Origin of the sequence: Halomonas sp. NyZ770 (assembly GCF_020616575.1) — a bacterium.
Classification (GTDB): Bacteria; Pseudomonadota; Gammaproteobacteria; order Pseudomonadales; family Halomonadaceae; genus Vreelandella; species Vreelandella hamiltonii.
Genome location: NZ_CP085143.1, coordinates 3,077,980 through 3,101,807 on the forward strand (window position 1 = coordinate 3,077,980; position 23,828 = coordinate 3,101,807).

The following is a 23,828-nucleotide window of genomic DNA, read 5'->3' on the forward strand; positions in this document are numbered from 1 at the left end:
GCCCTTTTCTATCAGGCCCTTAGCAATCATTGTACCTCATACCTCTTAGGTGGAATGATTACATCTCACTCCCACTCAATCGTAGCAGGCGGCTTACTACTCACATCATAGGTCACCCGCGACACGCCTTCCAGCTCATTGATAATCCGGTTGGAAACCTTCTCCAGCAGCTCGTAGGGCAGGTGGGCCCAGCGGGCGGTCATGAAGTCGATGGTTTCGACGGCGCGGAGCGCGATGACCCATTCGTAGCGGCGGCCGTCGCCGACCACGCCAACGGATTTCACCGGCAGGAACACGGCGAAGGCCTGGCTGGTTTTTTCGTACCAACCGGCGGCGCGCAGTTCTTCGATGTAGATGGCGTCGGCATCGCGCAGGATGTCGGCGTACTCTTTCTTCACTTCACCCAGAATGCGCACGCCCAGGCCGGGGCCAGGGAACGGGTGGCGGTAGACCATATCGTAAGGCAGGCCGAGTTCGAGGCCGAGTTTGCGCACTTCGTCTTTGAACAGTTCGCGCAGCGGCTCCACCAGCTTGAGCTTCATGGTTTCCGGCAGGCCACCCACGTTGTGGTGGGATTTGATCACGTGCGCCTTGCCGGTTTTGGAGGCGGCGGATTCGATCACGTCCGGGTAGATGGTGCCCTGGGCCAGGAATTCCACGCCTTCGATCTTGCTGGCTTCGTCATCGAACACGTCGATGAAGGTGTTGCCGATGATCTTGCGCTTGGCTTCCGGGTCTTTTTCGCCGTGCAGCTTCTCCAGGAACAGCTCTTCGGCGTCCACGCGGATCACTTTCACGCCCATGTGCTTGGCGAAGGTTTCCATGACCTGGTCGCCTTCGTTCTTGCGCAGCAGGCCGTTGTCGACGAATACGCAGGTGAGCTGCTCGCCAATGGCCTTGTGCAGCAGCGCGGCTACCACGGAGGAGTCTACGCCGCCGGAAAGGCCCAGCAGTACGTGGCGGTCGCCGACTTGCTCGCGTACGCGCTGTACCTGGTCTTCGATGATTTGGGCGGGCGTCCACAGCTTTTCGGCTTTACAGATATCCAGCACGAAGTGCTCGAGAATCCGCTGGCCTTGCAGGGTGTGGGTCACTTCCGGGTGGAACTGTACGCCGTAGAACTGCTTCTCTTCCCAGGCCATGGCCGCAATCGGGCAGCTCGGGGTAGAGGCGGTCACGGTGAAGGTGTCCGGGGCCTTGGCGACCTTGTCACCGTGGCTCATCCACACGTCCAGCAGGGCGTTGCCGGTGGCTGGGTCTACGTGGTCCTTGATGTCCTTGAACAGGGCAGTTTCGGCATCCAGACGAATCTGGGCGTAGCCGAACTCGCGCTGGTTGGAGCCTTCCACCTTGCCGCCCAGCTGCTCGGCCATGGTTTGCATGCCGTAGCAGATACCAAACACCGGCAGGCCCATTTCGAACACGCACTCGGGAGCGCGGGGGGAGTCCAGCTCGGTGACGGATTCCGGGCCACCGGCCAGGATGATGCCGTTGGGGTTGTATTCGCGGATCTCTTCTTCGGTGATGTCGAAGGCGCGGATTTCAGAGAATACGCCGATCTCGCGCACGCGGCGGGCAATCAGTTGGGTGTACTGGGAGCCGAAGTCGAGAATCAGAATCTTGTGGGCGTGAATGTCACTCATGGCGAAGCCTCTATAACGCGGAATGCCCGCATTGCCTAAAAAGCAGACGGCGGGGCAATGCCCGCCGCCGTGTCACTAACTGCGCTGGTTAGCTCACCCGGTAGTTGGGTGCTTCCTTGGTGATCTGCACGTCGTGAACGTGAGACTCGTTGAAGCCAGCGCCGGTAATCTGTACGAACTCGGGCTTGGTGCGCATTTCCTGAATGTCGCGGCAGCCGGTGTAACCCATGGAGGCGCGCAGGCCGCCCATCAGCTGGTGAACGATGGCGCTCATCATGCCCTTGTAGGGTACGCGGCCTTCGATGCCTTCCGGCACCAGCTTCTCGGCTCCGGCGTCCTTGTCCTGGAAGTAGCGGTCGGCGCTGCCCTGGCTCTGCGACATGGCACCCATGGAGCCCATGCCACGGTAGGCCTTGTAGGTACGGCCCTGGTACAGCTCCACTTCGCCCGGTGCTTCTTCGGTACCGGCCAGCAGGCCACCTACCATCACGGCGCTTGCGCCAGCGGCAATGGCCTTGGCCAAATCGCCGGAGAAGCGCACGCCGCCGTCGGCAATCAGCGGAATGTCGAAGGGCTTCAGCGCTTCGGCCACGTTGGCCACGGCACTGATCTGCGGCACGCCCACGCCAGCCACGATACGCGTGGTGCAGATGGAGCCGGGGCCAATGCCCACTTTCACCGCATCGGCACCCGCTTCGGCCAGCGCAGTGGCGGCGGCGGCGGTGGCGATGTTGCCGCCGATCACTTGAATCTGCGGGAAGTGTTCCTTGATCCAGCGGACGCGGTCGATGACGCCCTTGGAGTGGCCGTGGGCGGTATCGACGATGATCACATCGACGCCTGCTTCGGCCAGGGCCGCCACGCGGTCAGGGGTTTCCGGGCCGGTGCCCACCGCAGCACCTACCAGCAGGCGGCCATCGCTGTCTTTGGCGGCCATGGGGTAGGTGCGGGCTTTTTCGATATCCTGGAAGGTCACCAGGCCGCGCAGGTGGAAAGCGTCATCGACGATGAGCATTTTTTCGATGCGGTGTTCGCGCATCTTGGCTTTGCTGACTTCAAGCTCGGTACCTTCCGGTACGGTGACCAGGCGCTCGCGGGGCGTCATGATGTCGGCCACGCTGTCGCCCACGTTGGGCTGGAAGCGCATGTCACGCTCGGTGACGATGCCCACCAGGGTTTCGCCTTCCACCACCGGGAAGCCGGAGAAGCCGTATTCGCGGGCCATGGCCAGCAGGTCTTCCAGCTTGGCCTTGGGGCTCACGGTGACCGGGTCTTTGACGATCACGCTTTCGTGCTTCTTCACCTTGCGCACTTCCGCGGCCTGCTGGGCCATGGTCATGTTCTTGTGGATGATGCCGATGCCGCCTTCCTGGGCCATTGCAATTGCCAGACGCGCTTCGGTCACGGTGTCCATGGCGGCAGACAGCAGGGGAATATTCAGCGAGAGGTTACGAGTCAGGCGGGTTTTGAGGCTGACATCCTTGGGCAGAATGTCGGAGAAGCCAGGAACGAGAAGTACGTCATCGAACGTAAGCGCTTCTTGGGCCATACGTAGCATAGCGGCAACACCCAATGTAAAGTGGGAAGATGGGGCGTGAAAGGTTAATCGCCCATTATAACGTTTCGAGGGCCACCCCAGCAAACCATCCTGCGATGATCTGCTGAAGGTGGCCCTCTGCGTTGGCCTTGGCGAAGCCCACTGCGGTGTGGCGCGGGCGGTTTAGTCCAGCGCGCGGTCGTCGGCTTCGCTGGGGAAGTCGAGGTCTTCCAGGCGGCCCGTCACCGCCGTGGCGATGTTGGCCAAGTGCGAGGCCACGCGCTTGTAGTGGCGCGCCAGCAGCGAGTAGGCCACGGCTTCGTGGAACTCGATGCTGTCCTCTTCCCGCAGCAGGGATTCGATCAGCTCGTCGCTGATGTGACGAATCTCCCGGGTGGCAGTGATGATGCCGTGGGCCTTTTTCTCGTCGGAGTTGCGCGTGGCCGCAATCAGCTCGCTGAACAGCCCCCGCAAGCGCTCGGAGATGCTGTCCAGGGGCTTCTGGTAACGGTCTACATGGAAGCCTTCGGTGTAGAACGCGCCTACCTCGAAGACGTTCTTGCAGTAGTCGCCGATACGCTCGGCGTCCTTGGCCACGCTCATCAACGCCAGGCAAATGGCCACATCGTGGCCGGGGTTGACGGTCAGGTGGCGCAGCACCTTGCGGCGAATCGAGCGTTCCAGCTCGTTGACCGCCACGTCGCGCTCGTACAGGGGCGTGCGTACGTCCTCGGCGGCCACGGTGCTGTACAGCACCTCGTTGGCCCGTGAGAACATCCAGGCGCCATGCTCCAGCATTTGGGTCAGGTCCGCGTAGGCCTGGTCGATGCTGGTTTCCGAGGTAAGCGCACTAAAAAGCTGTTTGAACATGGGGAAACCTCTCAACTGGCCGCGCTTAGCGCAGGCGGATAAAGAATTCGGTCAGCGTGATGCCCACCAGCGGCACGATCAGGAACACACCGATCAGGAACAGGAACGCATAGCGAATGTGCTGCCCTGCCAGGCGTCCATACCAGGTGGCAATACGCAGCGGAATGACCCGCAGCGGCCACCAGATCGCGGTGCCGGTAAGGTTGAAGATAACGTGAAACAGCGCCACCGTCATTGCCGCCGCAATCGGGTTGGCGGTCGCCGCCAGTACGCTGGTCACGGTGGTGCCCAGGTTGGCCCCCATCATGAACGGCAGCACGCGGCGCAGGCGCACCACCCCGGCCCCCGCCAGCGGCACCATCAGGCTACTGGTGATCGAGCTGGACTGCACCAGCACGGTCGAGATCACGCCCACGCCGTAGGCCCGCGCATCGGTACGGAAGAAGTAGGTACGGAACAGGCCATCCATATGGCGCAGCAGCGCACCGCGCAGGTTCTGCACCATGAACACCAGGGCGGTGAACATCAGCAGCAGGCCGATGCCAGCCACCATCAGCCCGGCGGCAGCGGTGGTAGGCATCAGCGCCGCGCCCAGCCAGTTGGCGGCATCCACCACCGGGGCGGTAATGGTCTTGATGGGGCTGTTGGGGCGGGCGACTTCTTCCAGGCCAATCAGGTCCGCCAGCCAGGCCGCCAAACGGGTGAAGATGCCGTAGCCGCGCTCGTGGAACATGCCGGTCAGCCACTCCACCGGGAAGATCAGCAGCACCGTGAGGATGTTGAACAGGTCGTGCATCAGCGCCGCGGTGAACGAGCGGCGGAAGTTACGCTTGATACGCACGTTGGCCAGCGCCACGATGACGCCCGTGACGGCCGTACCGATGTTGGCCCCCATGATGGCGAACACCGCCGTGCCCAGGGTCATTTCGCCACTGGCCACCAGGGTCACGATCAGCGCCGAGGTGAACGAGGAGCTTTGCACGACCATGGTGACCAGCACGCCCGCCATCAAGGCGATGAAGGGGTTCTGGCCATAGGCGAAGGCGCGGGTCAGAACATCGCTGTCGCTGCCGAAGGTGCCTAACCCCGCACCCAGAACGTTCAGAGCAGCCAGGAACAGATACAAGCACAAGCCAGCGTAGATACCTCTTAGCCAGGCGGGCACTTCGTGAGGCGCTTGGCGAGCCAGCGCAGGACGATCTTGTGAAGGTCCGAGATTCGACATGAGCAATCTGCCCTGTTGGTGAACATCTATTGTGACGCTTTCGTGACACTTTTGTGTCGGCGGGCACCCTAGCATGGTTTTGTGACATTTTGATGACGTTTATCTTGCAGCGCCGCCTTCCGCGCGCATGGTACGCCAGAGAACCCGCCAGGGCCATTGCTGTGCGCCCTGCACGTATTGTCTAATAAGCGGCCGCATCCCCGCTTTCACCCGCGACTGGAAACTCCCATGAGCGCTCCCAACGCCCCCCTGCTATCGGTCAGTCAACTCAACCTCAAGGCGCGCAAGGCGCTGGAGAGCGACCTGGGCGATGTGTGGGTGGAAGGCGAGCTTTCCAATGTGTCGCGCCCGGCGTCCGGGCATATCTACTTCACGCTGAAAGATGACCGCGCCCAGGTGCGCTGCGCGCTGTTTCGCCAGCGGGCGCGGTTCGTATCGGCCCCCATGCGCGATGGCGACCAGGTCAAGCTGCGCGGCCGGGTCTCGCTGTTCGAGCCCCGCGGCGATTACCAGCTGATCGCCGACGCCGTGCAGGCGGCGGGGCTGGGCGAGCTGCTGGCGGCCTACGAGCGCCTGAAGGCGCAGCTGGAAGGCGAAGGGGTATTTGCCAACGCCCGCCCGCTGCCCTTTCCGCCCCGCAAGCTGCTGATTCTGAGCTCCGCCAGCGGCGCCGCCATCCGCGATGTGCTGGCGGTGCTGGCAGCGCGTTGGCCATTGGCCGACGTGACGTTGATTCCCGTGCCGGTTCAGGGCGCAGAGGCAGCCCCGGCGATGATCTCTGCCCTGGCGCTGCTCAACCGCCAGACGCGACTCGACCCCGCCCAGGATGCGGTGCTGATCACCCGAGGCGGCGGCAGCCTGGAAGACCTGTGGGCGTTCAACAACGAGCACTTGGCCCGGGCCATCTTCCACTCCCGTTTGCCGGTGATGTCTGCCGTGGGCCATGAGGTGGATGTCACCCTGGCGGATTTCGCCGCCGACATGCGCGCCCCCACCCCTTCCGCCGCCGCCGAGCGGCTGGTGCCCGACCAGCACGCCCTCAAGCGCCAGCTCCAACAGGCCGAACAGCGCCTGCAGCGTGCCCTGCAAACCCGCCTGGAGCGCGATAGCCAGCGGCTGGACGCCCTGCGCGCTCGGCTCCGCCACCCGGGAGAGCGGCTGGCTCACCAGCGCCAGCACCTGCAAGCCCTCGCCCAGCGGCTAGCGCGCGCCATGCAGTTCACGCTGAGCCAGCAGCAGCGCCAGCTTGGCCAGCTCGGCCGTCGGCTGGCCAGCCAGGACATGGCCCGGCTGCACTGGGCAGAAAGTGAGCGCATCGAACGCCTGCAACGCCGCCTGGCCAGCGCCATGCAGCGCCAGCTGGAAGCGCGCCAGGCACGCCTGCACAGCGCCGCCCGGGCACTCAACGCGGTCAGCCCGCTGGCGGTACTAGGCCGTGGCTATGCCATCGCCCAGGACGAACAAGGCCAGATCGTGCGCCGCGCCCAGGATACTCAGCCGGGCCAGCTGCTCAAATTGAAGCTGGGTGAGGGGCGATTGAACGTGGAAGTAAAACGGCGCTATCAGAAATAGCGCCGCACGGGTGATTACTTTTTGTCCGATGACTCGTCCGGGGAAGGATTGACGTGATGGGTATCCGGCATCGGGTTGGCGTCGTCGTGATGATCGTCGCGCTGATCTTTTTTCTGCTCTTGCTTCTGGTCGTATTTATCCGGGGACATGCTACCTCCTGATCCTTGGTGGTGTGTGTTGCCTCCCTCACTATAGCCGCTCCCCGTCCGCTTGCCATGAAGGCCGCACCGCAGGGCCGTGTAATGCCCTGCCTGGTTTTCAGGCTTCTCTTTCCAAAGCAGCGAGTTACCCCCTTCCAGGCCCGTTTGGCACCCACGCATGCAGTGTTTAAATAGCATTTATTAATTGTCGCTATCGGCAGTGAATGGCCTTCTTCGGCATTTGCCCCGGCCTGCGCCTTTGGTCTACGTTGTAAACACGGCGCTGGAGCGCTCTGCACCCCAGGATGCGGGTGGTAGCGCTCATCGCAGCGTCGTGTGTCCTTAGGAGTTACGTGTCTGTGCCTAAAAAGGAGTGACCGCACATGAGCGACCAACAGCAACCCCCACAGCATCAGCAAAAACAGCCGGGCGATGAGTATGCCATGCGCCCCGAGCCCGAGTACATTCGCGACAGCTATCGCGGTGCCGAGAAGTTGCTGGATAAAGTGGCGATCATCACCGGTGGCGACAGCGGCATCGGCCGAGCCATTGCGGTGCATTACGCCCGTGAAGGGGCCGACAGTGTGATCGTGCACCTCAAGGAGAGCCGCGACGCCGAAGAGACCAAGCGGCTGGTAGAGGCCGAAGGCCGCCGCTGCCTGGTGCTGAAAGGCGATGTGGCTGCGCCCAGCTTCTGCCGAGAAATCGTCAACCGCACCCGGCAGGAGTTCGGCAAGATCAATATCGTGATTCACAACGCAGCCGAGCAGTACGACTGGGACGACATCACCGATATCCCGGACGACCAGCTACAACGCACCTTCCAGACCAACGTGTTCAGCCACTTCTATCTGACCAAAGCGGCACTGCCCCATCTGAGCGAAGGCGACACCATCATCGCCACCTCCTCCATCAATGCCTTCAAGGGCAATGACACGCTGATCGACTACACCGCCACCAAGGGCGCCATTCAGGGGCTGATACGCTCGCTGGCGATGTCGCTGATGGACCGAGGCATCCGTGTCAACGCCGTGGCTCCCGGCCCCATCTGGACACCGCTGATTCCGGCCAGCTTCGATGAAGAGAAAGTCGCGGAGTTCGGCAATCAGGTGCCGATGAAACGCGCCGGACAGCCCAGTGAAATCGGCCCGGCCTACGTGTACCTGGCCTGTGAAGAGTCATCCTACATGAGCGGCCAAACACTGCACCTGAACGGTGGCGTGATTCTGAATACCTGAGCAGCCTTCCGGGGCGGCTCTTCGCCGCCCCTTCGCGGGTGCCTCGCTGCGCTCGTTACCACGCGCTACGATACTGCTACTGGCTCTTCACTCCTCACTCCTCACGCTAATACTAACCCGCCAGATTCTTCACCAGCACCTTGGATTTACGGGCGTGGTTGTAGGCCTCGCGTTTGAGGGGGGGCAGGTCTTCCAGGCTGGCGGCGCGGAAGCCGCGCTCCACGAACCAGTGGGCGGTATGGGTGGTGAGCACGAACATATCGGAAAGCCCCCGCTGGCGGGCGCGTCGCTCCAGGGCTTCGACCAGTCGCTCGCCGCGCTCGCCGCCCCGGTAGTTGCCATGCACGGCCACGCAGGCCAGCTCACCCACGGTGGTCTCGGGGAAGACGTGCAGCGCCGCACAGCCGATCACCATGCCGTCGCGCTCGATGACCATGTAGTCGTCGATTTCATGCTCCAGACGCTCCCGGGAGCGGGCCACCAGCATGCCGCGCCGCTCCAGGGGTTCCAGCAGCTCCAGCAGGCCCGCCACGTCATTGAGCGTGGCCGGGCGAAGCTGCTCGTAGCGGTGCTGGGTGATCATGGTGCCCACGCCGTCGCGGGTGAACAGCTCCCCCAGCAGCGCATCATGGTTGCGCCAGGAGAGCAGGTGCGTGCGGGCCACGCCTTCCCGGGCGGCGGTGCAGGCGGCGTTGAGATGGCGCGCAAGCTCGCTGCCGGGCACGGCCTGCTGCAAGCGCGGTTCGGCTTCGAAAGGTGAAAGCTGGCGCAGCAGCGCGCCCTGCTCGTCTTCCAGGCCTTCGGATTCGCCCAGCAGAATCAGCTTGTCTGCCTTGAGCGCCACGGCGGCGTGCTGGGCCACTTCCGAGGCATCCAGGTCGAACACTTCCCCGGTGCTGGAGAACCCCAGCGGCGGCAGCAGCACCAGCGAGCCCTTCTCCAGCAACCCTTCGATGGCGCTGGCGCGCACCCGGCGCACCTCACCGCTGTGATCGAAGTCCACGCCTTCGCGCACGCCCAGCGGCTTGGCGGTGACCAGATTGCCGGAAATCACGCTCAGCTCCACGCCGTGCAGCGGCGTGCTGGGCAGCCCCAACGAGAGCCGCGCTTCCAGCCAGAGCCGCTGGTGCGCCGCTACCTGCTCCACATGGGCCATCACGGCGCGGTCGGCGACCCAGCGGCCATCCACCCGAGTGGGCTCCACCCCGGCGGCCGTCAACGCTTCATGCACCTGGGGGCGAATGCCGAACACCACCACCAGGCGCACGCCCAGGGTGTGCAGCAAGGCCAGGTCCTGAATCAGCTGCTCTCCTCGGCCCGACGCCATGGCTTCGCCTTCAATCAGGATGACAAAGGTTCGCCCCCGGTGGGCATTGATGTACGGGGAGGCATTACGAAACCAGTCGACAAAGGGGAAACGTGTGTCCAAGGGCCGCTCTCCGGCAGCAGGTGAATGAAAGTGATCACGCTTACTTTAACAGAGCATAAAAAACAGCGGCACTTTCTATTGCAGCGATCTCCTGTCGAGACCGGCTGCCGAAGGTGCCGCCGTATACCCGCCAAGCGTTAGCCTGGGGAGAGGTGTATCAGCCGAACATGCCCTTGAACATGAAGAAGAACACGATGGCCAACCCAGCCCCGGCGGGCAGGGTAATCAGCCAGGACATGACGATGGTGCCGATCACCCGCAGGTTCAGCGCCGCCATGCCGCGGGCCAGGCCCACGCCGAGGATCGCCCCGACCAGCGTGTGGGTGGTCGAGATGGGCAACCCGGTGCCCGAAGCCAGCACCACGGTGGTGGCTGCCGCCAGCGTGGCGGCAAAGCCACGGCTGGGGGTCAGTTCGGTAATGCCGGTGCCCACGGTGGCAATCACCTTATGGCCGTAGGTCACCAGGCCCACCACGATGCCGCCACCGCCCAGCACCAGCACCCACCAGGGCACCAGCGCGGCACTGTCGATCACGCCGTCGCTGCGCACAACGCTGATCACCGCCGCCAGCGGGCCAACGGCGTTGGCCACGTCGTTGGAGCCGTGGGCAAACGCCATGGCACAGGCAGTGAAGATCATCAGCACGCCGAACACCCGCTCCACGTTGGCATAGCCGAAGTGGTCGCTGGCGCTCTGCACGTACTTGATACGCCGCTGCATGACCACCCCGACGCCCATGATCACGATGCCGATCAGAATCGAGAGCAGGAAGCTCTGGCCAAAGCTCAGGTCGAGCCCCACGTGGGTCAGCCCCTTGGTGAGGGTGACCATGGAGACGATGAAGCCTACCAGGAACACATAGCCCGGCACGTAGCGCTTGGCGGCGGCAAACGGGTCCTTGTTCTCGAAAATCAGGTACTGCACCGATTTGAACAGCACGAAGCCGATGGTGCCCGCCAGCAGCGGCGAAATGACCCAGCTGGAAGCAATGGTGCCCACGCGGCTCCAGGCCACGGCTTCCACGCCCAGGCCCACGGCACCAAAGCCCACGATGGCACCCACGATCGAGTGGGTGGTCGACACCGGCCAGCCTCGGGCCGAGGCAATCATCAGCCAGATACCCGCCGCCAGCAGGGCCGACAACATGCCGTATACCAGCAGCTGCGGGTTGGCTTCCAGCAGTGCCGGGTCCAGCATGCCGCCACGAATGGTGGCGGTGACTTCGCCCCCGGCCAGCCAGGCCCCCAGAAACTCGAAGATGACCGCAATGATGATGGCTTGCTTGATGGTGATCGCTTTCGATCCCACCGAGGTGCCCATGGCGTTCGCCACGTCGTTGGCACCCACGCCCCAGGCCATGAAGAAGCCAAACAGGCAGGCCAGAATGATAAAGATGTCACCGTGCTGAGCAATAATCTGCATGGGAGCCCCTTAGCGTGCGGTCAGAATCTGCAGGCGGCTGCCCACGCGTTCGGCGCGGTCGGAAACTTCGCCGACCCAGTCGATGATCTTGTAGAGGAAGATCACGTCCACGGGGGGAAGCTGGCTTTCCAGCTCGAAAAGACGGCGGCGAATCGCCACCTGCTGATCATCCGCCTGGTGCTCCAGCACGTGCAGCTCGCGGATCATGTTCTGCATCACGTCCGAGACGTTGCGCCCAAAGCCGGACTCCAGCAGGTCCTTCAACTCTTCCAGCGCCTGGCGCGCCTGGGCCACGCAGGCCACACTGGTGGCCATGTACTCGCGCATCAAATCGGCCAGCTCGTCGGGCACGCGCATTTTACGGCCCAGCATGATGCCGGTAATGTCACGCACCTTGTTGGCGATCTTGTCCTGTACGCTGATCAAGTCGAGCAGGTCCGAGCGCGATACCGGCAGGAACATGCTGTTGGGCAGGTTGAGCCGCAGCTCGGTCTTGAGGGTGTCGGCTTCGTGCTCCAGCGAGGTCACCTGCTCGCGCAGCTCGGCGGCGGCGTCCCAGTCACCGGCAAGGGTCGCTTCGAAGAACGGCAGGAGGAGGTCGGCGCATTCATTGGCCTTGACGATGTGGGCCAGCAGCGGCTGGAATGGCGAGCGGCCAAACATCGCGGAAAAAGGGTTGGAGGTTACCATAGAGCCTTTAGCCTGTTTTCGGGGAGCCTGGAAATGGCGGGCGACAGTATAAAGAGTGCGCTCGGCTTCGTCATAAAAAGTTCATTCAACCGTCATCAATAAGCAACATAGACCACTTGGCAGGAAGCGTCATGACCCAACACCCTCATCCGGCAGCCCCTCAGGAAGTCGAACTGAAGCTGGCCCTGGGGCCCGGCGCGCTCGACGCGCTGCTGGCCCATCCGCTCTTGGCAGAGCCGCCCCAGCAGCAGGCCTTGACCAACACCTATTTCGATACTCCCCAGGGCCATCTGGCCGCTGGCCGGGTCGCCGTTCGGCTGCGCCGACTGGGCCAGCGCGTGCTGCAAACGGTCAAGACCGCAGGCCAGGGCGGCGGCGGGTTATCGCGTCGTGAAGAGTGGGAGTGGCCGCTGGACGAGCACGCTCTCGACCAGGCCGGGCTGGCCGAGCTGCCGCCGTTTCAAGGGCCGTTGGCCGAACAGATAGCGGCGCTGCAACCCACGCTGAGCACCGATTTCCACCGCCGTACTTGGCAGTTGGCATGGCAAGGCAGCGCCATCGAGCTGGTGGTGGACGAAGGGGAGATCGTGGCGGGTAGCGCCCGAGCCCCTATTGGCGAGGTCGAACTGGAGCTGAAAGAGGGCAGCGCCGATGCGCTATGGGGGTTGGCCCTGGCACTGGCAGAGCAGGTAGCACTGCGCCCTTCCGACAGCAGCAAGGCCGCCCGAGGCAATGCCCTGGGCCAGCAGCAGTGGACGCTGCCCGAGGCCAGCACCCCCAGCGCATGGCTGCACCGTGCCACCGTGGCGCTGGACGCCTTCCATGACAGTGGCCACCCCGAGCACCTGGCGGCGGCCCGACAGGCGCTGAGTGAACTGGCCCAGCACCCAACGCTGGATGACGCCGCACGGCGCGAGGCCATCACGCTGACGGCCGAGCTGGGCACCACCGGCCAGCCCACGGCGGCGTACGGCGTTGCAGCGTTGACGCTGGCCCGTCGCCTTGGTCAGCAAACCGCGCTACGCTGAAACGCATCCCCCTTGGCCGCTTATTTCAGGACGAAACCATGAGCTTTGACCTCAGCCCCGGTGCCGAAGGATTGCGCACGCGGTTATTCCACGTGATTTTCGAGTCGGATACCCCGGGGGCCAAAGCGTTCGATATCGCCTTGATCATCGCCATCCTGCTGAGCGTGGCGGTGATTCTGCTGGGCAGCGTAGAGCAGTACGCCCAGCGCTACGACACGCTGTTTTTCTACATGGAGTGGATGTTCACGCTGCTGTTCAGCCTTGAGCTGCTGGTGCGCCTTTACTGCTTGGAGCGGCCCACCGTCTACCTCAAGAGCTTTTACGGGGTGGTCGATGTGATTGCGATCATCCCCACCTGGCTGGTGCTGCTGTTGCCCGGCGCCCATGCGCTGGTGATCGTGCGGATTCTGCGCGTGCTGCGCATTTTCCGCATCCTGCGCCTGATGGAGTTCGTCGGCGAAGCACGGCTGCTGCTGGATGCCCTGAAGCGCAGCCTGCGCCAGATTTTGCTGTTCTTTTTCAGCATTCTGATGCTGGTGACGCTGTTTGCCGCACTGATGTACACCATCGAGTCCGACGAGGCAGGTTTCACCAGCATCCCGATCTCCATCTACTGGGCCATCGTCAGCATGACCACGGTGGGCTACGGCGACATCGTGCCCGCCACCCCGCTGGGCAAGGCCATCACCGTCATCCTGATGCTGATTGGTTACTCGATCATTGCCGTGCCTACCGGGGTATTCTCGGCCCAGGTGATCCGCTCCATCCGCGAAGACCGCTACTCGGAAGAAGCCTGCCCCGGCTGCGGCCACGACCGCCACGAAAAGCGCGCCCGCTACTGCCTGCGCTGTGGCACCTGGCTGGACGAAGAGAGCGAAGACCCGCGCAAGCCCAAGGAAGAACCGCCCGAGGAAGCCCCCCAACAATGACGCCAGCGCCGGGAGGCGCTGGCGTCATGGCAGCTGGAAAAAGGGCTTGTGAAAGAGAACGAGTGAAAGAGAACGAGTGAAACGCTACTGGAAAGGCGTGGTGTCGCCGCGCCCTTCCCGCACGATGGTCGGCGGCAGTTCGCGCAGGTCGATGACGCTGGTCGGGTCCAGGTGGCAAGCGCCGCCGTCGATGATCAGATCCAGATGCGCCCCAAAGCGCTCACGGATCTCTTCCGGGTCGCTCATGGGCAGCGTTTCCCCCACCGGAATCAGCGTCACGCTCATCAGCGGTTCACCCAGCGCTTCCAGCAAGGCGTGGGTAATCCGATGGTCCGGCACGCGTACGCCTATCGAACGGCGCTTGGGGTGCAGCAGCAGGCGCGGCACTTCCGTGGTGGCATCCAGAATGTAGGTGTAAGGCCCCGGCGTGTGGGCTTTCAGCAGCCGGAACACGGCGTTGTCTACCTTGGCGTAGGTACCGATCTCGGAAAGGTCCGAACACATCAGGGTAAAGTTGTGCTTGTCGTCCAGCGAGCGCAGCCATTTGATTTTCTCGATGGCCTTCTTTTCGCCCAGGTGGCAGCCCAGCGCATAGCCGGAATCCGTGGGGTACGCCACCACGCCCCCTTTGCGAATGATCTCGGTGGCCTGATCGATCAGCCGTTTCTGCGGGTTCTCGGGGTGAATCTGGAAATATTGGCTCATCGCTTGCTCCTGCCGTTCGGCGGTCCGTTCGTTGCACATTCGTTGGCGCGATACCTACAGCTTAGCCGATACGGCGCGTGATCACCCAGCCGCCAGCATGCCCGGCGCGGCATCGCGCATGTGCGCCAGCCGAGGGTGTTCCCAGATGGGCGGCGCGGCGGTACGTGGCACCACGCTCATGCTGCCGGGGGCGGCGTGGCTGCCGGGAAAATGAAAATCGCTGCCCAGCGAGGCGTACAGCGAGCGCTCCACCAGCTGACGCGCCAGGTCGCGAGTGCTGTCCGGGTTTTGCTGGCCGCTGACCAGCTCGACCGCCTCGCCCCCTGCGGCGGTGAAAGCATCCAGCAACAGGCCGCGCTTGCGCCGGGTCAGCCCGTAGCGCAGCGGGTGGGCCAGCACCGCGACGCCGCCGGACGCCACCACCCAGCCCACGGCATCGGCAATCTCGGGCCAGTGGGCTTTCACATCGCCCTTCTTGCCGCTGCCCAGGTAGCGCTTGAAGGCTCCGGCCCAGTCGGCCACCACGCCTTCCGCCACCAAGGCACGGGCAAAATCCGGGCGCCCCAGCGGGCGGTCGCTGCCTGCCTGGGCGCGGGCCTTGGCCAACGCATCGGGCAGGCCCATTTTCTCCAGCCGCTCGGCAATCACTTCAGCCCGCTGGATACGCGCCTGGCGCTGCTGCTCCAGGCCCTCCACCAGCGCTCCCTGCAGGCCGCCCGGCATCAACGCCACCACGTGAATATTGATGCCCTGCCAGCGCGTGGATAACTCGCAGCCGGGCACCAGGCACAGGCCCGCCTGCTCGGCGGCCAAGCTGGCTTCTGCCGTGCCGTCCATGGTGTCGTGGTCGGTGAGGGCAATGTGCGTCATGCCTCGGGCGGCACACAGCGCCACCAGCTCGTCAGGCGGCAGCGACCCATCCGAGGCGGTAGAGTGCATGTGCAAATCGACCGGGTAGCGCTGATCGGCATCGAACACACGGGGCAGTGCAGGGGGAAAAGCTTCAGGAAGTCGTGGCATTAGCATGACGCCGTGTGGCGAGTTTGTCAGAATAGGCGTGTGGTACAACAACAGCTCGCCATGGTGCGCGTTAACCAGCACGCGGTCAATGCCGGGAGCGATTGCAAGGCTTCCCCAACCGCACTGCCTTCAAGGAGTTATCCCCATGCTGTATGCAATTATCAGTGAAGATGTGGCCAATAGCCTGGAGCGCCGACTGGCCGCCCGCCCGGACCATCTGGCACGGCTGGAAGCGCTGCGTGACGAAGGCCGTCTGGTATTGGCTGGCCCCCACCCGGCCATCGACACCGACAACCCCGGCGAAGCGGGCTTTAGCGGCAGCCTTGTAGTGGCCGAATTCGACAGCCTGGAAGCGGCCAAGGCTTGGGCGGATGCCGACCCTTACATCATTGCCGGGGTCTATGCCAAGGTAATTGTTAAGCCGTTCAAGAAAGTTTTGCCTTGACCCACAAGGGCGACTGTGGAGGGTCCGCCTGCTTTTTCACAGAGCCTGTGGAAAACTCTGTGAAAACACGGCGGACGCTTTTCTATAAGCCAGAGATAGCGCCCTGCTGAACAAATTGATCATTTTTTGACCACCTTCGTTCACCCTTCGACCACCACGGATATTCGCGTGACCCAGCGCCCCACTGACCTGCCCCCGCTGGCGGCCATGACCGCCCCGACGCTCTCCTGGAACGACGATGCCCCGCACTCTGATGCCTTCGGTGACGTCTACTTTTCCCGGGAGGACGGTCGCGCGGAAACCGAACACGTCTTTCTGGCGGCCAACCACCTGCCCCAGCGGTTTGCCGAGTGGCAGGCACCCCGAGCATTCGTGATTGGGGAAACCGGCTTTGGCACCGGGCTGAACATGCTGTGTGCCTGGGCCTGCTTCGAACGCCACGCCCCGCCAGGGGCACGGCTGCACCTGCTCTCTACCGAAAAATTCCCGTTGGGCCACACTGCCCTGGCGCGTGCCCTGAGCGCCTGGCCATCGTTGGCCAGTTATTCACAGGCGCTCTGCGCCCTTTGGCCCGATCCCGTCAGCGGCGTTCACCGTTTGCACCTGAGCGAACGCGTCACCCTGGACCTGCACTTTGGCGACACCACCGAACGGCTTGAAGCCTTGCAAGGCCAGGTGGATGCCTGGTTCCTGGATGGCTTTGCCCCTTCCAAAAACCCGGAGATGTGGCAGCCCGAGCTGTTTGCTGCCATGGCGGCCCGTTCGCGGCCCGGGGCCACCTTTGCCACCTTTACCTGCGCGGGGATCGTCAAGCGCGGCCTGAAAGCCGCAGGCTTCGCCTGGCAGAAGGTGCCTGGCTTCGGTCGCAAGCGGGAAATGCTGGCCGGCAGTATTGCCACACCGCCTGTGGACAACCGCCGCCAGCGGACGCCGTGGTTTACGCCACCGCCCACCCTTCGCTCACAGCACATCGTGGTGATTGGCGCAGGCATGGCCGGGAGCAGCGTGGCGGCCGCCCTGGCACGGCGCGGCCGCCAGGTAACGGTGCTGGAGCGTGAGCAGCCCGGCGCGGGCGGGTCGGGTAATCGACAGGGGGCGCTGTACGTGAAGCTTGCGGTGGAAACCAACCTGCAGAGCCGCTTCTACCTGGCGGGGCTGCTCTACAGCCAGCGCTGGCTGGGCCAACTCGCGGCCGCGGGGCCACAGCAGCCGCCGCTCTGGCAGCCCTGCGGCGTGGTGCAGCTGGCCTTGAGCGAGAAAGAGGCGAGCCGCCAGCAGCGCTTCATGGCCCACCACCCGCTGCCGGAAACGCTGGTCGCGGCCAGCGAGGCCCCCGACGCGCTGGCCGGAGTGCCCACGGCAGCAGCACAGGGCCTTTTTTACCCACAGGCGGGATGGGTACAGCCCAAACGGCTGTGCGAGCAACTGCTGCAACACCCCGGCATCACCCTGCGCCACGGGGAAGCCACGGCGCTGCACGCCACGCCAGCGGGCTGGCAGATCACCCTGGCCAACGGCGACACCCTGGCCAACGGCGACACCCTGGCCGCCGACCAGGTGGTGATTGCCACGGCGTCATTGGCCAACCGTTTCGCCCAGACGGCGGAGCTGCCGCTGCAGCAGGTGCGTGGCCAGGTGAGCGAGCTGCCGCTGCCGGAGGGCACGGCGGCTCCGCAGCGCGTGGTGTGTGCGGGGGGCTATGTCTCGCCGCCGCTGGAAGGCGTGCTCACCTTCGGCGCCAGCTTCGTGCCCAACGATGCCACCACCCACACCGCCGACGCAGACCATCAGCGCAATATTGACGAGCTGCGCCAGGCCTTGCCCGACTGGGTCGCGGCGCTGGAGGCCGCCACAGGGCCGCTGACGCCCAGCGCCCTGGCGGGCCGAGCCGCCGTGCGCGCCGCCAGCCCCGACAAGACACCCTATGCCGGGCCAGTGCCCGACGCGGCGGCGTGGCGCACGGCCTACGCGGCGCTGGCCAAGGATGCCTCGAAGGTGCCGGAGACCCCAGGCCAACACCATGGCGGGCTGTGGATCTCCACTGCCCATGGCTCTCGTGGGCTGGCCAGCGCGCCGCTGTGCGCCGAAGTGCTGGCTTCCAGCCTGTGCGATGAGCCGCTCCCCCTGGAGCAGCCGCTGGTGGACCACCTGCACCCGGGAAGGCGCCTGATCAGTGCGCTGATCCGCGCTCAGTAATCGCCTTCTTCCTCGTCATCGGCCAGCTCTCGCCCAAAGGCACGCCATTGGGCGAGCGTCATCACTTCGGTCATTTCCAGCTCCAGGTCATGGGCGATGATCAGCTCGTGACGCTCCAGCTGCCGCTTGACCTCGGCGACCCAGCCGCGCATGCCTTCGCCGGTATCGGTGGTGTCGTAGCCCTGGCGGGTCACGAACGCTTCCAGCAGCGCATCCAGCGTCTCGGGCGGCAGCATGCGGGCGGGTACTTCTATGAAACGGCTCATTCGCTCTGCTCCCACGCGCTCAAACGCTCGATAAAGGTGGCTTCGTCGATCACTTCGACGCCTAGTTCCTCGGCTTTGGTAAGCTTGCTGCCCGCGGCCTCACCGGCCACCAGGCAGGTGGTCTTTTTGGACACGCTGCCCGCCACTTTGGCCCCCAGCGCCTGCAAACGCGCCTTGCCTTCGTCACGGGTCATGCTCTCCATGGCGCCGGTCAGCACCCAGGACTGGCCTTCCAGCGGCGTGGGCCCCTGGGCCACCTCGGTTTCCTGCCAGACGACCCCCGCCGCAATCAGCGCATCCAGGGTGTCGAGGTTGTGCGGCTGCCGGAAAAAGGTATGGATGTGTTTCGCCACGATGGGCCCTACGTCGTTGACCGCTTCCAGCGCGGGCGTGTCGGCCTCCTGAAGGGCTTGCAGCGTGCCAAAATGGTTGGCCACGTTGGCAGCGGTAGCTTCGCCCACCTCACGAATGCCCAGTGCGTAAATGAACCGTGGCAGCGTGGTCTGCTTGGCTTTTTCCAGCGCATTGACCAGGTTGGTGGCAGACTTTTCACCCATGCGCGGCAGGCTTTTGAGCTGCTCGACGGTCAGGTGGAACAGCTCGGCGGGGGTCTTGACCCAGTCCTGCTCGACCAGTTGCTCGATCAGTTTCTCCCCCAGGCCGTCGATGTCCATGGCCTTGCGGCTGGCAAAGTGCTTGAGCGCTTCCTTGCGCTGCGCCGCGCAGTAGAGGCCGCCGGAACAGCGGGCCACCGCCTCGCCTTCCAGGCGCTCGACCTCGGAGCCACACACCGGGCACTGGTCAGGGAATACAATGGCGCGGGCTTCGGCTTGGCGCTTCTCGACATCGACACGTACCACCTGAGGAATCACGTCCCCCGCCCGCCGAATGGCCACGGTGTCGCCAATCATGACTCCCAGCCGCTCGATCTCGTCGGCATTGTGCAGCGTGGCGTTGGACACGGTCACCCCGGCCACCGTGACCGGCTCCAGCCGCGCCACCGGGGTAATCGCGCCGGTACGGCCGACCTGAAACTCCACGTCGTTGAGCAGCGTGACCTCTTCCTGGGCAGGAAACTTGAAGGCCACCGCCCAGCGTGGCGCGCGGGCCACGAAGCCCAGCTCCCGCTGGTGGCGCAGGTCGTTGACCTTGATCACCACGCCGTCGATGTCGTAGCCCAGCTGGTCACGCTTTTCGCCCAGCCGTTCACAGTAGTCGGCCACGGCAACTGGCCCTTGCAGCACGCTCAGCTCGGTGCTGGTTTTGAACCCCAGCTGGGAGAGCCTGGCCATCAAGGCGCTATGAGTGGTATCGCCCATCTCGGGCTCCAACCGCGCCGCCTGATAGGCGTGGAACTCCAGCGGTCGCGTTGCAGTAATGCGCGGGTCGAGTTGGCGCAGGCTGCCTGCTGCCGCGTTACGCGGGTTGGCAAACACCTTGCTGCCCTCGTCTCGGGCACGCTGGTTCAGCACTTCGAACCCGGCGTGGCACATGATGACCTCGCCACGCACCTCCACCAGCTCGGGCAACGTGCCTCCCATCAGCTTGAGCGGCACCGAGCGCAAGGTACGCAGGTTGGAGGTAATGCCCTCGCCCGTACGCCCATCGCCGCGCGTTGCACCGCTGACCAGCACACCCTGTTCGTACACCAGCGAGACCGCTGCGCCATCCAGCTTGGGTTCGCAGCTGAATTCGATCTCCTCGGGCTGGCACTCCAGGCGTTCGGCCACCCGCTGGGCGAAGGCGATGATGTCTTCACGGCTGAAGGCGTTGTCCAGCGACAGCATGGGAATGGCGTGGGCCACTTCCGGAAAGCCTTCCGCCGGGGCCGCACCCACTCGTTGGGTGGGCGAGTCTGGCGATATCAGGTCAGGGTGTTCTGCCTCGATCTGCTGCAAACGTTGCAGCTTGCGGTCGTAGTCGGCATCGGTCAGCGTGGGCTCGTCCAGCACGTAGTAGCGATAATTGGCGTCATCCAGATCAGCGCGCAGTTGGCCAATCTCTTCTAGCAGGGCGGGGTCTAGCGAACTCATGCGGGCATTCCGAAACAGATGAAAAAAGGGGTCAGTGCGACATAAAAATGGACAGTATTAAAAACGCGTAGCAATCGAAACGGCAATAACAAAAACACCCGCCTTCGGGTAGAAGGCGGGTGTGGGCATGACAGAAACGTTTAGCGTGCCTGCAACTGGCGATGCAGTCGATGGCGACGCTCGAACTCGCGCACCCGCTGGCGGGCAAACTCGATGGTTTGCGCCGTCATGACGCTGCGGTTCTCGTCTTTCAATTCACCGCCCATGTGACGTACCACCACCATGGCGGTTTCCACCATGGCCTCGAAGGCAGCCGAACTATCCAGCGCGCCAGGCAGCGGCATCAGGAAGGTGATGCCTGGGGTGACGAACTCGTCCATCTCTTCGATGGGGAAAGTGCCGGGCTTCAGCACGTTCACCATGGAGAACTGCAGCTCGCTCTCGGCGCTTTCGGTTTCGAACCGGTGGAAGACACCCATGGTACGGCTGTAACGCAGGCCACACGCCATCATCAGTTCAAGAAGCTTGCTGCCGTCAAACCCTTCCGGGTCGCGAGACAGCACGCTGATGACGATCATCTCTTCGGCATCGGCCAGGGTTTCTCGTGCGTGTTCGCCGTTGACGTCGTGGCGCAGCGCTTTCTCCAGCGTCGGATGAGCGCGTACCACGCTTTCGCGTGCCTCATAGGCAGGCTCTTCATAGGCACCATCGAATTCTGCGTAGGCATCATCGTAGTCGGCAGCATCGGTGCGACCTGCATCATAAGCCGCATAGCGGTCATCATGATGGGAAGCACCATCGTCATAGGCACCGCGGACAGCGGCGGGGGCTGCGTAGCGGTCGGCGTCATCGTAGCTGTCCAGCGCCGGGGCCTTGCCACGCGAGGTGCGTTTGGCAGCAGCGTCCGTCGCCGCCAGCTCGCGAGCCTGGGCTTTTTCCTGAGCAATGCGCGCTTTCTCTGCTTCTGCCGCTTCCTTGGCCACGCGGCGCTGCTCGGCCTCCAGGGCTTTGCGCTCGGCTTTCTGCTTGGCCAGCGCTTCGGCACGCTTGGCTTTTTCGGCTTTCTTGATCGCTTTCTGTTTGCGGCGTTCGATGATACGGCGCTTGAAGGAGCGGCCAATACCTTCGAAGTCGACCAGACGGTAGCGGTCTACCTCGTCGTCATCCAGCTCGTCCACGTCGCCTGCGATATCCGAACGCAGCTGCCGACGCCTAGGCGTCTCGGAGGACTTGGCAAAGACGGCATCTTCCGGCTCGGCGCGCAGCACCGGCTCGGCATCGGGTTCCGGCTCTACGGCACTCAGCGGCGTGCTTTCCGGCGTGTCCGTGGCGGACAGAACAGGCTCGACGCTCTCAGCGACAGCGGCCGCCGTGGCTTTGTGGTCGTCTTCGGCAGCCGGTGTAGTGGATACGGGCTCAACCGCAGGCTCGGACACCGTAGGAGCAGCCGTTTCTGGAGAAGGCTGCTGCTGGATGGCTGACTCGACGGGAACCGGAGCAGCAGACGCCACGGCGATAGCTTCAGGAGCCACAGCTTCTGGGGCTGCAGTTTCTTCTGACACCAGAGATTCTGGAGTCTTGGCTTCTGAGACGGTGCTTTCTGAAGCAATGGCTTTTGAAGCGATGGCTTCTGGAGCAGTGGCTTCTGAAACAGTTGAAACAGTGGCTTCTGGAGCTACAGCTTCATGCTGAGACGTCGGCTCACCCGCGAACAGGCTGGGCTCACGGCGGGGCTCGCTATGGGCGGCTTCTCGGGAAGCAGCGGACGCTGCCTCGGGCATGACACTGTGTGCAACTGGTGTTGAGACGGGCGACGGGGACATCGACGGTTCGGCACGCGATGGAGCCGCCTTTGGGGGCTCGCTGCGCTTGGCGGTCTCACCGTTCGCTGCTGCCGCTTGGGCCACGGCAGGTTTGGAAGACTTCGAAGTAAACGACTTTGCGTTTGCGGTCACGGATTGAGCAAACGAGCGGCGGAAGTCAGAAAGGACTTTGGAAGGCCCGGGGTGGTCCTGACGCTTCAACTTGGGCTTTTGGCCCAGGCCACTGTAATCGGCGGGTTTGACGACCCGAGCACCGCCATTGGGCAGTTCCCAGTTGATTTCCGCTTCCTTGGCCTCGTCACTCAACTCTTCCGGCTTGACGGCGGGCAGATCCTTGCCAGCCTGGTCCAGCTGCGGGACACGCCGTTGACGCTGAAGCCTTCGCGCACCATCAACGACGATGAGCGACACCAGAGCCAGTCCTAGAATGATTAACCACTCTCTTAATTCCATGTCGAGCATTCCATGGGTCAACTAACCGGTTACCAGATGCAGCGCGTGCGCGGCACCCAAATATGGGGGACCTTCTTATCAAGATACGTTTAGTGCCAAGCATAGCGCGATTATTACAAAAAGGGCCACTTTTTGCAGGCATTTGCACTTTTAAACTTGCATATACGCTTTTTAGGCCAATCTAAAGACCTTATCAAGCCCATAAAGTGCCGCTATCGAGTGGTCACTTTCTGACCTCTCTGAGTAGCCACCAGCGTTTGCCAAAACGCGCTGGCGAAAGGGCTGGCCAACTGGCGCGGCCGTGTCAGCTGTATGGCCACCGGCACGTCCCACTCCGGGGGCAGCGCGCGCACCAGGCGCCCTTCCGCAACTTCTTGTTCGGAAAGACTTTCAGGCAGCCAGGCCAACCCCTTGTTCTCGATGGCCATGGACATCAGCACGGCGGCCAGATGGCTGCTGAAATGGGCCTGGGAGGAGAGTGTGGCTGGCTGCCGCTGACCCAGACGATGGCGCAAGATGCGCCCTAGCCCCGAGGCGTCAGTGTACGCTAAATAAGGAAAAAAAGAGGAAGCCGCGCCAAGCCCCAGCTCGCGACCCACCAGAGGAATCAATCGATCCTGACCGACGGTGAGACTCTCGAAGTGTTCCGCTTCCAGAGGCGAGTCGACGGCGGGGTCTCGATGGCTCAATAAAAACTGTGCCGTTCCGCGCAGTAAGAGCTGCTCGCAGTTGGCCATGGTATCGGAGTGAAGTTGTACGGCATGCAGCGCGGCACTTTGCTCTTGTTGGCGTATCCAGCGCGGAAAGAAAGTAAACGAGAGTGAATGAGTGGCCGCAAACTGGAGCGCCGCCGTCGCGCGCTGGGCAACTTCCTGAGCTTCACTGCGTAAACGATAGAGTCGCCCTGCGGCATCGATGACACTGGCCTGAATATGCTGGCCCGCCTCGGTCAACGTGGTGCCTTGGGGCGTGCGCACGAAAAGGGCCACCCCCATCCACTGCTCCAGCGCTCTGATTCGGCGGCTGAACGCGGGTTGCGTCACATGGCGCGCCTGGGCGGCACGGATGAAACTGCCGTGTTCGGCCAGGGCATTGAAGTCTTCCAACCAGTTCAGTTCCATCGCGGGCAATGCCATTTCAGCATGGGGTAACTGACTAATAGC

The 23,828-nt window shown here is 63.5% G+C and carries 20 protein-coding genes; 6 read left to right on the forward strand and 14 right to left on the reverse strand.

Annotation, left to right across the window (positions count from 1 at the left end; genetic code table 11):
• Positions 1-65: 65 nt before the first annotated feature.
• From guaA to LG409_RS14275, 4 genes are all read right to left on the reverse strand, one after another.
• Positions 66-1,643, reverse strand: a complete 1,578-nt coding sequence (guaA, locus tag LG409_RS14260; RefSeq protein ID WP_039183496.1) for a glutamine-hydrolyzing GMP synthase — start codon at positions 1,641-1,643, stop codon at positions 66-68.
• 88 nt (positions 1,644-1,731) lie between these two features.
• Positions 1,732-3,201: an IMP dehydrogenase gene (gene guaB / locus LG409_RS14265; protein WP_039183498.1), complete on the reverse strand. Its 1,470-nt coding sequence runs from the start codon at positions 3,199-3,201 to the stop codon at positions 1,732-1,734.
• A 162-nt stretch (positions 3,202-3,363) separates the two neighbouring features.
• Positions 3,364-4,050 (reverse strand): phosphate signaling complex PhoU family protein, encoded by a 687-nt coding sequence (locus LG409_RS14270; protein WP_039183500.1) that lies wholly within the window; start codon positions 4,048-4,050, stop codon positions 3,364-3,366.
• Between the two features lie 25 nt (positions 4,051-4,075).
• Positions 4,076-5,275 (reverse strand): Na/Pi cotransporter family protein, encoded by a 1,200-nt coding sequence (locus LG409_RS14275; protein WP_227406967.1) that lies wholly within the window; start codon positions 5,273-5,275, stop codon positions 4,076-4,078.
• A gap of 228 nt (positions 5,276-5,503) precedes the next feature.
• Here LG409_RS14275 and xseA point away from each other — a divergent pair, with 228 nt between their 5' ends.
• Positions 5,504-6,847 carry an exodeoxyribonuclease VII large subunit gene (gene xseA, locus LG409_RS14280; protein WP_227406968.1) on the forward strand — a complete coding sequence of 448 codons (1,344 nt, stop codon included), beginning with the start codon at positions 5,504-5,506 and terminating at the stop codon, positions 6,845-6,847.
• A 14-nt stretch (positions 6,848-6,861) separates the two neighbouring features.
• Here xseA and LG409_RS18655 read toward each other — a convergent pair whose 3' ends face one another.
• Positions 6,862-6,996: a hypothetical protein gene (locus tag LG409_RS18655; RefSeq protein WP_264477592.1), complete on the reverse strand. Its 135-nt coding sequence runs from the start codon at positions 6,994-6,996 to the stop codon at positions 6,862-6,864.
• Positions 6,997-7,370: 374 nt separating this feature from the next.
• Here LG409_RS18655 and LG409_RS14285 point away from each other — a divergent pair, with 374 nt between their 5' ends.
• Positions 7,371-8,225 (forward strand): SDR family oxidoreductase, encoded by an 855-nt coding sequence (locus tag LG409_RS14285; RefSeq protein WP_227406969.1) that lies wholly within the window; start codon positions 7,371-7,373, stop codon positions 8,223-8,225.
• Between the two features lie 112 nt (positions 8,226-8,337).
• Here LG409_RS14285 and argA read toward each other — a convergent pair whose 3' ends face one another.
• The 3 genes from argA to LG409_RS14300 form a co-directional block, all read right to left on the reverse strand.
• On the reverse strand, positions 8,338-9,654 hold the full coding sequence (argA, locus tag LG409_RS14290) for an amino-acid N-acetyltransferase (protein ID WP_039183507.1): 1,317 nt from the start codon (positions 9,652-9,654) through the stop codon (positions 8,338-8,340).
• Between the two features lie 157 nt (positions 9,655-9,811).
• Complete coding sequence (locus tag LG409_RS14295) at positions 9,812-11,077, reverse strand: inorganic phosphate transporter (protein WP_039183509.1); 1,266 nt, start codon at positions 11,075-11,077, stop codon at positions 9,812-9,814.
• Positions 11,078-11,086: 9 nt separating this feature from the next.
• Complete coding sequence (locus tag LG409_RS14300) at positions 11,087-11,767, reverse strand: TIGR00153 family protein (RefSeq protein ID WP_039183511.1); 681 nt, start codon at positions 11,765-11,767, stop codon at positions 11,087-11,089.
• Between the two features lie 131 nt (positions 11,768-11,898).
• On the opposite strand from LG409_RS14300, the gene LG409_RS14305 reads away from it, so the two are divergent.
• Entirely contained in the window at positions 11,899-12,795 is an 897-nt protein-coding gene (locus LG409_RS14305) for a CYTH domain-containing protein (RefSeq protein ID WP_227406970.1), read from the forward strand.
• A gap of 38 nt (positions 12,796-12,833) precedes the next feature.
• Positions 12,834-13,724: an ion transporter gene (locus tag LG409_RS14310; RefSeq protein WP_016914812.1), complete on the forward strand. Its 891-nt coding sequence runs from the start codon at positions 12,834-12,836 to the stop codon at positions 13,722-13,724.
• An 84-nt stretch (positions 13,725-13,808) separates the two neighbouring features.
• Here LG409_RS14310 and LG409_RS14315 read toward each other — a convergent pair whose 3' ends face one another.
• Positions 13,809-14,429, reverse strand: a complete 621-nt coding sequence (locus tag LG409_RS14315; protein WP_016914813.1) for an L-threonylcarbamoyladenylate synthase — start codon at positions 14,427-14,429, stop codon at positions 13,809-13,811.
• A gap of 81 nt (positions 14,430-14,510) precedes the next feature.
• Positions 14,511-15,449, reverse strand: coding sequence for a PHP domain-containing protein (locus LG409_RS14320; RefSeq protein ID WP_189462798.1), 939 nt, complete (start codon positions 15,447-15,449; stop codon positions 14,511-14,513).
• Positions 15,450-15,594: 145 nt separating this feature from the next.
• Here LG409_RS14320 and LG409_RS14325 point away from each other — a divergent pair, with 145 nt between their 5' ends.
• Positions 15,595-15,894, forward strand: a complete 300-nt coding sequence (locus LG409_RS14325; RefSeq protein WP_016914815.1) for a YciI family protein — start codon at positions 15,595-15,597, stop codon at positions 15,892-15,894.
• Positions 15,895-16,101: 207 nt separating this feature from the next.
• Positions 16,102-18,090 carry a bifunctional tRNA (5-methylaminomethyl-2-thiouridine)(34)-methyltransferase MnmD/FAD-dependent 5-carboxymethylaminomethyl-2-thiouridine(34) oxidoreductase MnmC gene (gene mnmC, locus LG409_RS14330; RefSeq protein WP_227408127.1) on the forward strand — a complete coding sequence of 663 codons (1,989 nt, stop codon included), beginning with the start codon at positions 16,102-16,104 and terminating at the stop codon, positions 18,088-18,090.
• Here mnmC and LG409_RS14335 read toward each other — a convergent pair.
• The 4 genes from LG409_RS14335 to LG409_RS14350 form a co-directional block, all read right to left on the reverse strand.
• The gene (locus tag LG409_RS14335; RefSeq protein ID WP_016914817.1) at positions 18,084-18,356 is read right to left on the reverse strand and encodes a YheU family protein; all 273 of its coding nucleotides are present in this window, start codon (positions 18,354-18,356) and stop codon (positions 18,084-18,086) included. The two genes, mnmC and LG409_RS14335, sit on opposite strands and share 7 nt — an antisense overlap.
• Entirely contained in the window at positions 18,353-20,389 is a 2,037-nt protein-coding gene (ligA, locus tag LG409_RS14340) for an NAD-dependent DNA ligase LigA (RefSeq protein ID WP_227406971.1), read from the reverse strand. The genes LG409_RS14335 and ligA overlap by 4 nt, the downstream gene beginning before the upstream one ends.
• Before the next feature lie 140 nt (positions 20,390-20,529).
• A complete protein-coding gene (locus LG409_RS14345; protein ID WP_227406972.1) occupies positions 20,530-22,665 on the reverse strand; it encodes a cell division protein ZipA C-terminal FtsZ-binding domain-containing protein in 2,136 nt (711 codons plus the stop codon).
• Between the two features lie 212 nt (positions 22,666-22,877).
• Positions 22,878-23,786 carry a LysR family transcriptional regulator gene (locus tag LG409_RS14350; RefSeq protein ID WP_144982162.1) on the reverse strand — a complete coding sequence of 303 codons (909 nt, stop codon included), beginning with the start codon at positions 23,784-23,786 and terminating at the stop codon, positions 22,878-22,880.
• Positions 23,787-23,828: the final 42 nt, after the last annotated feature.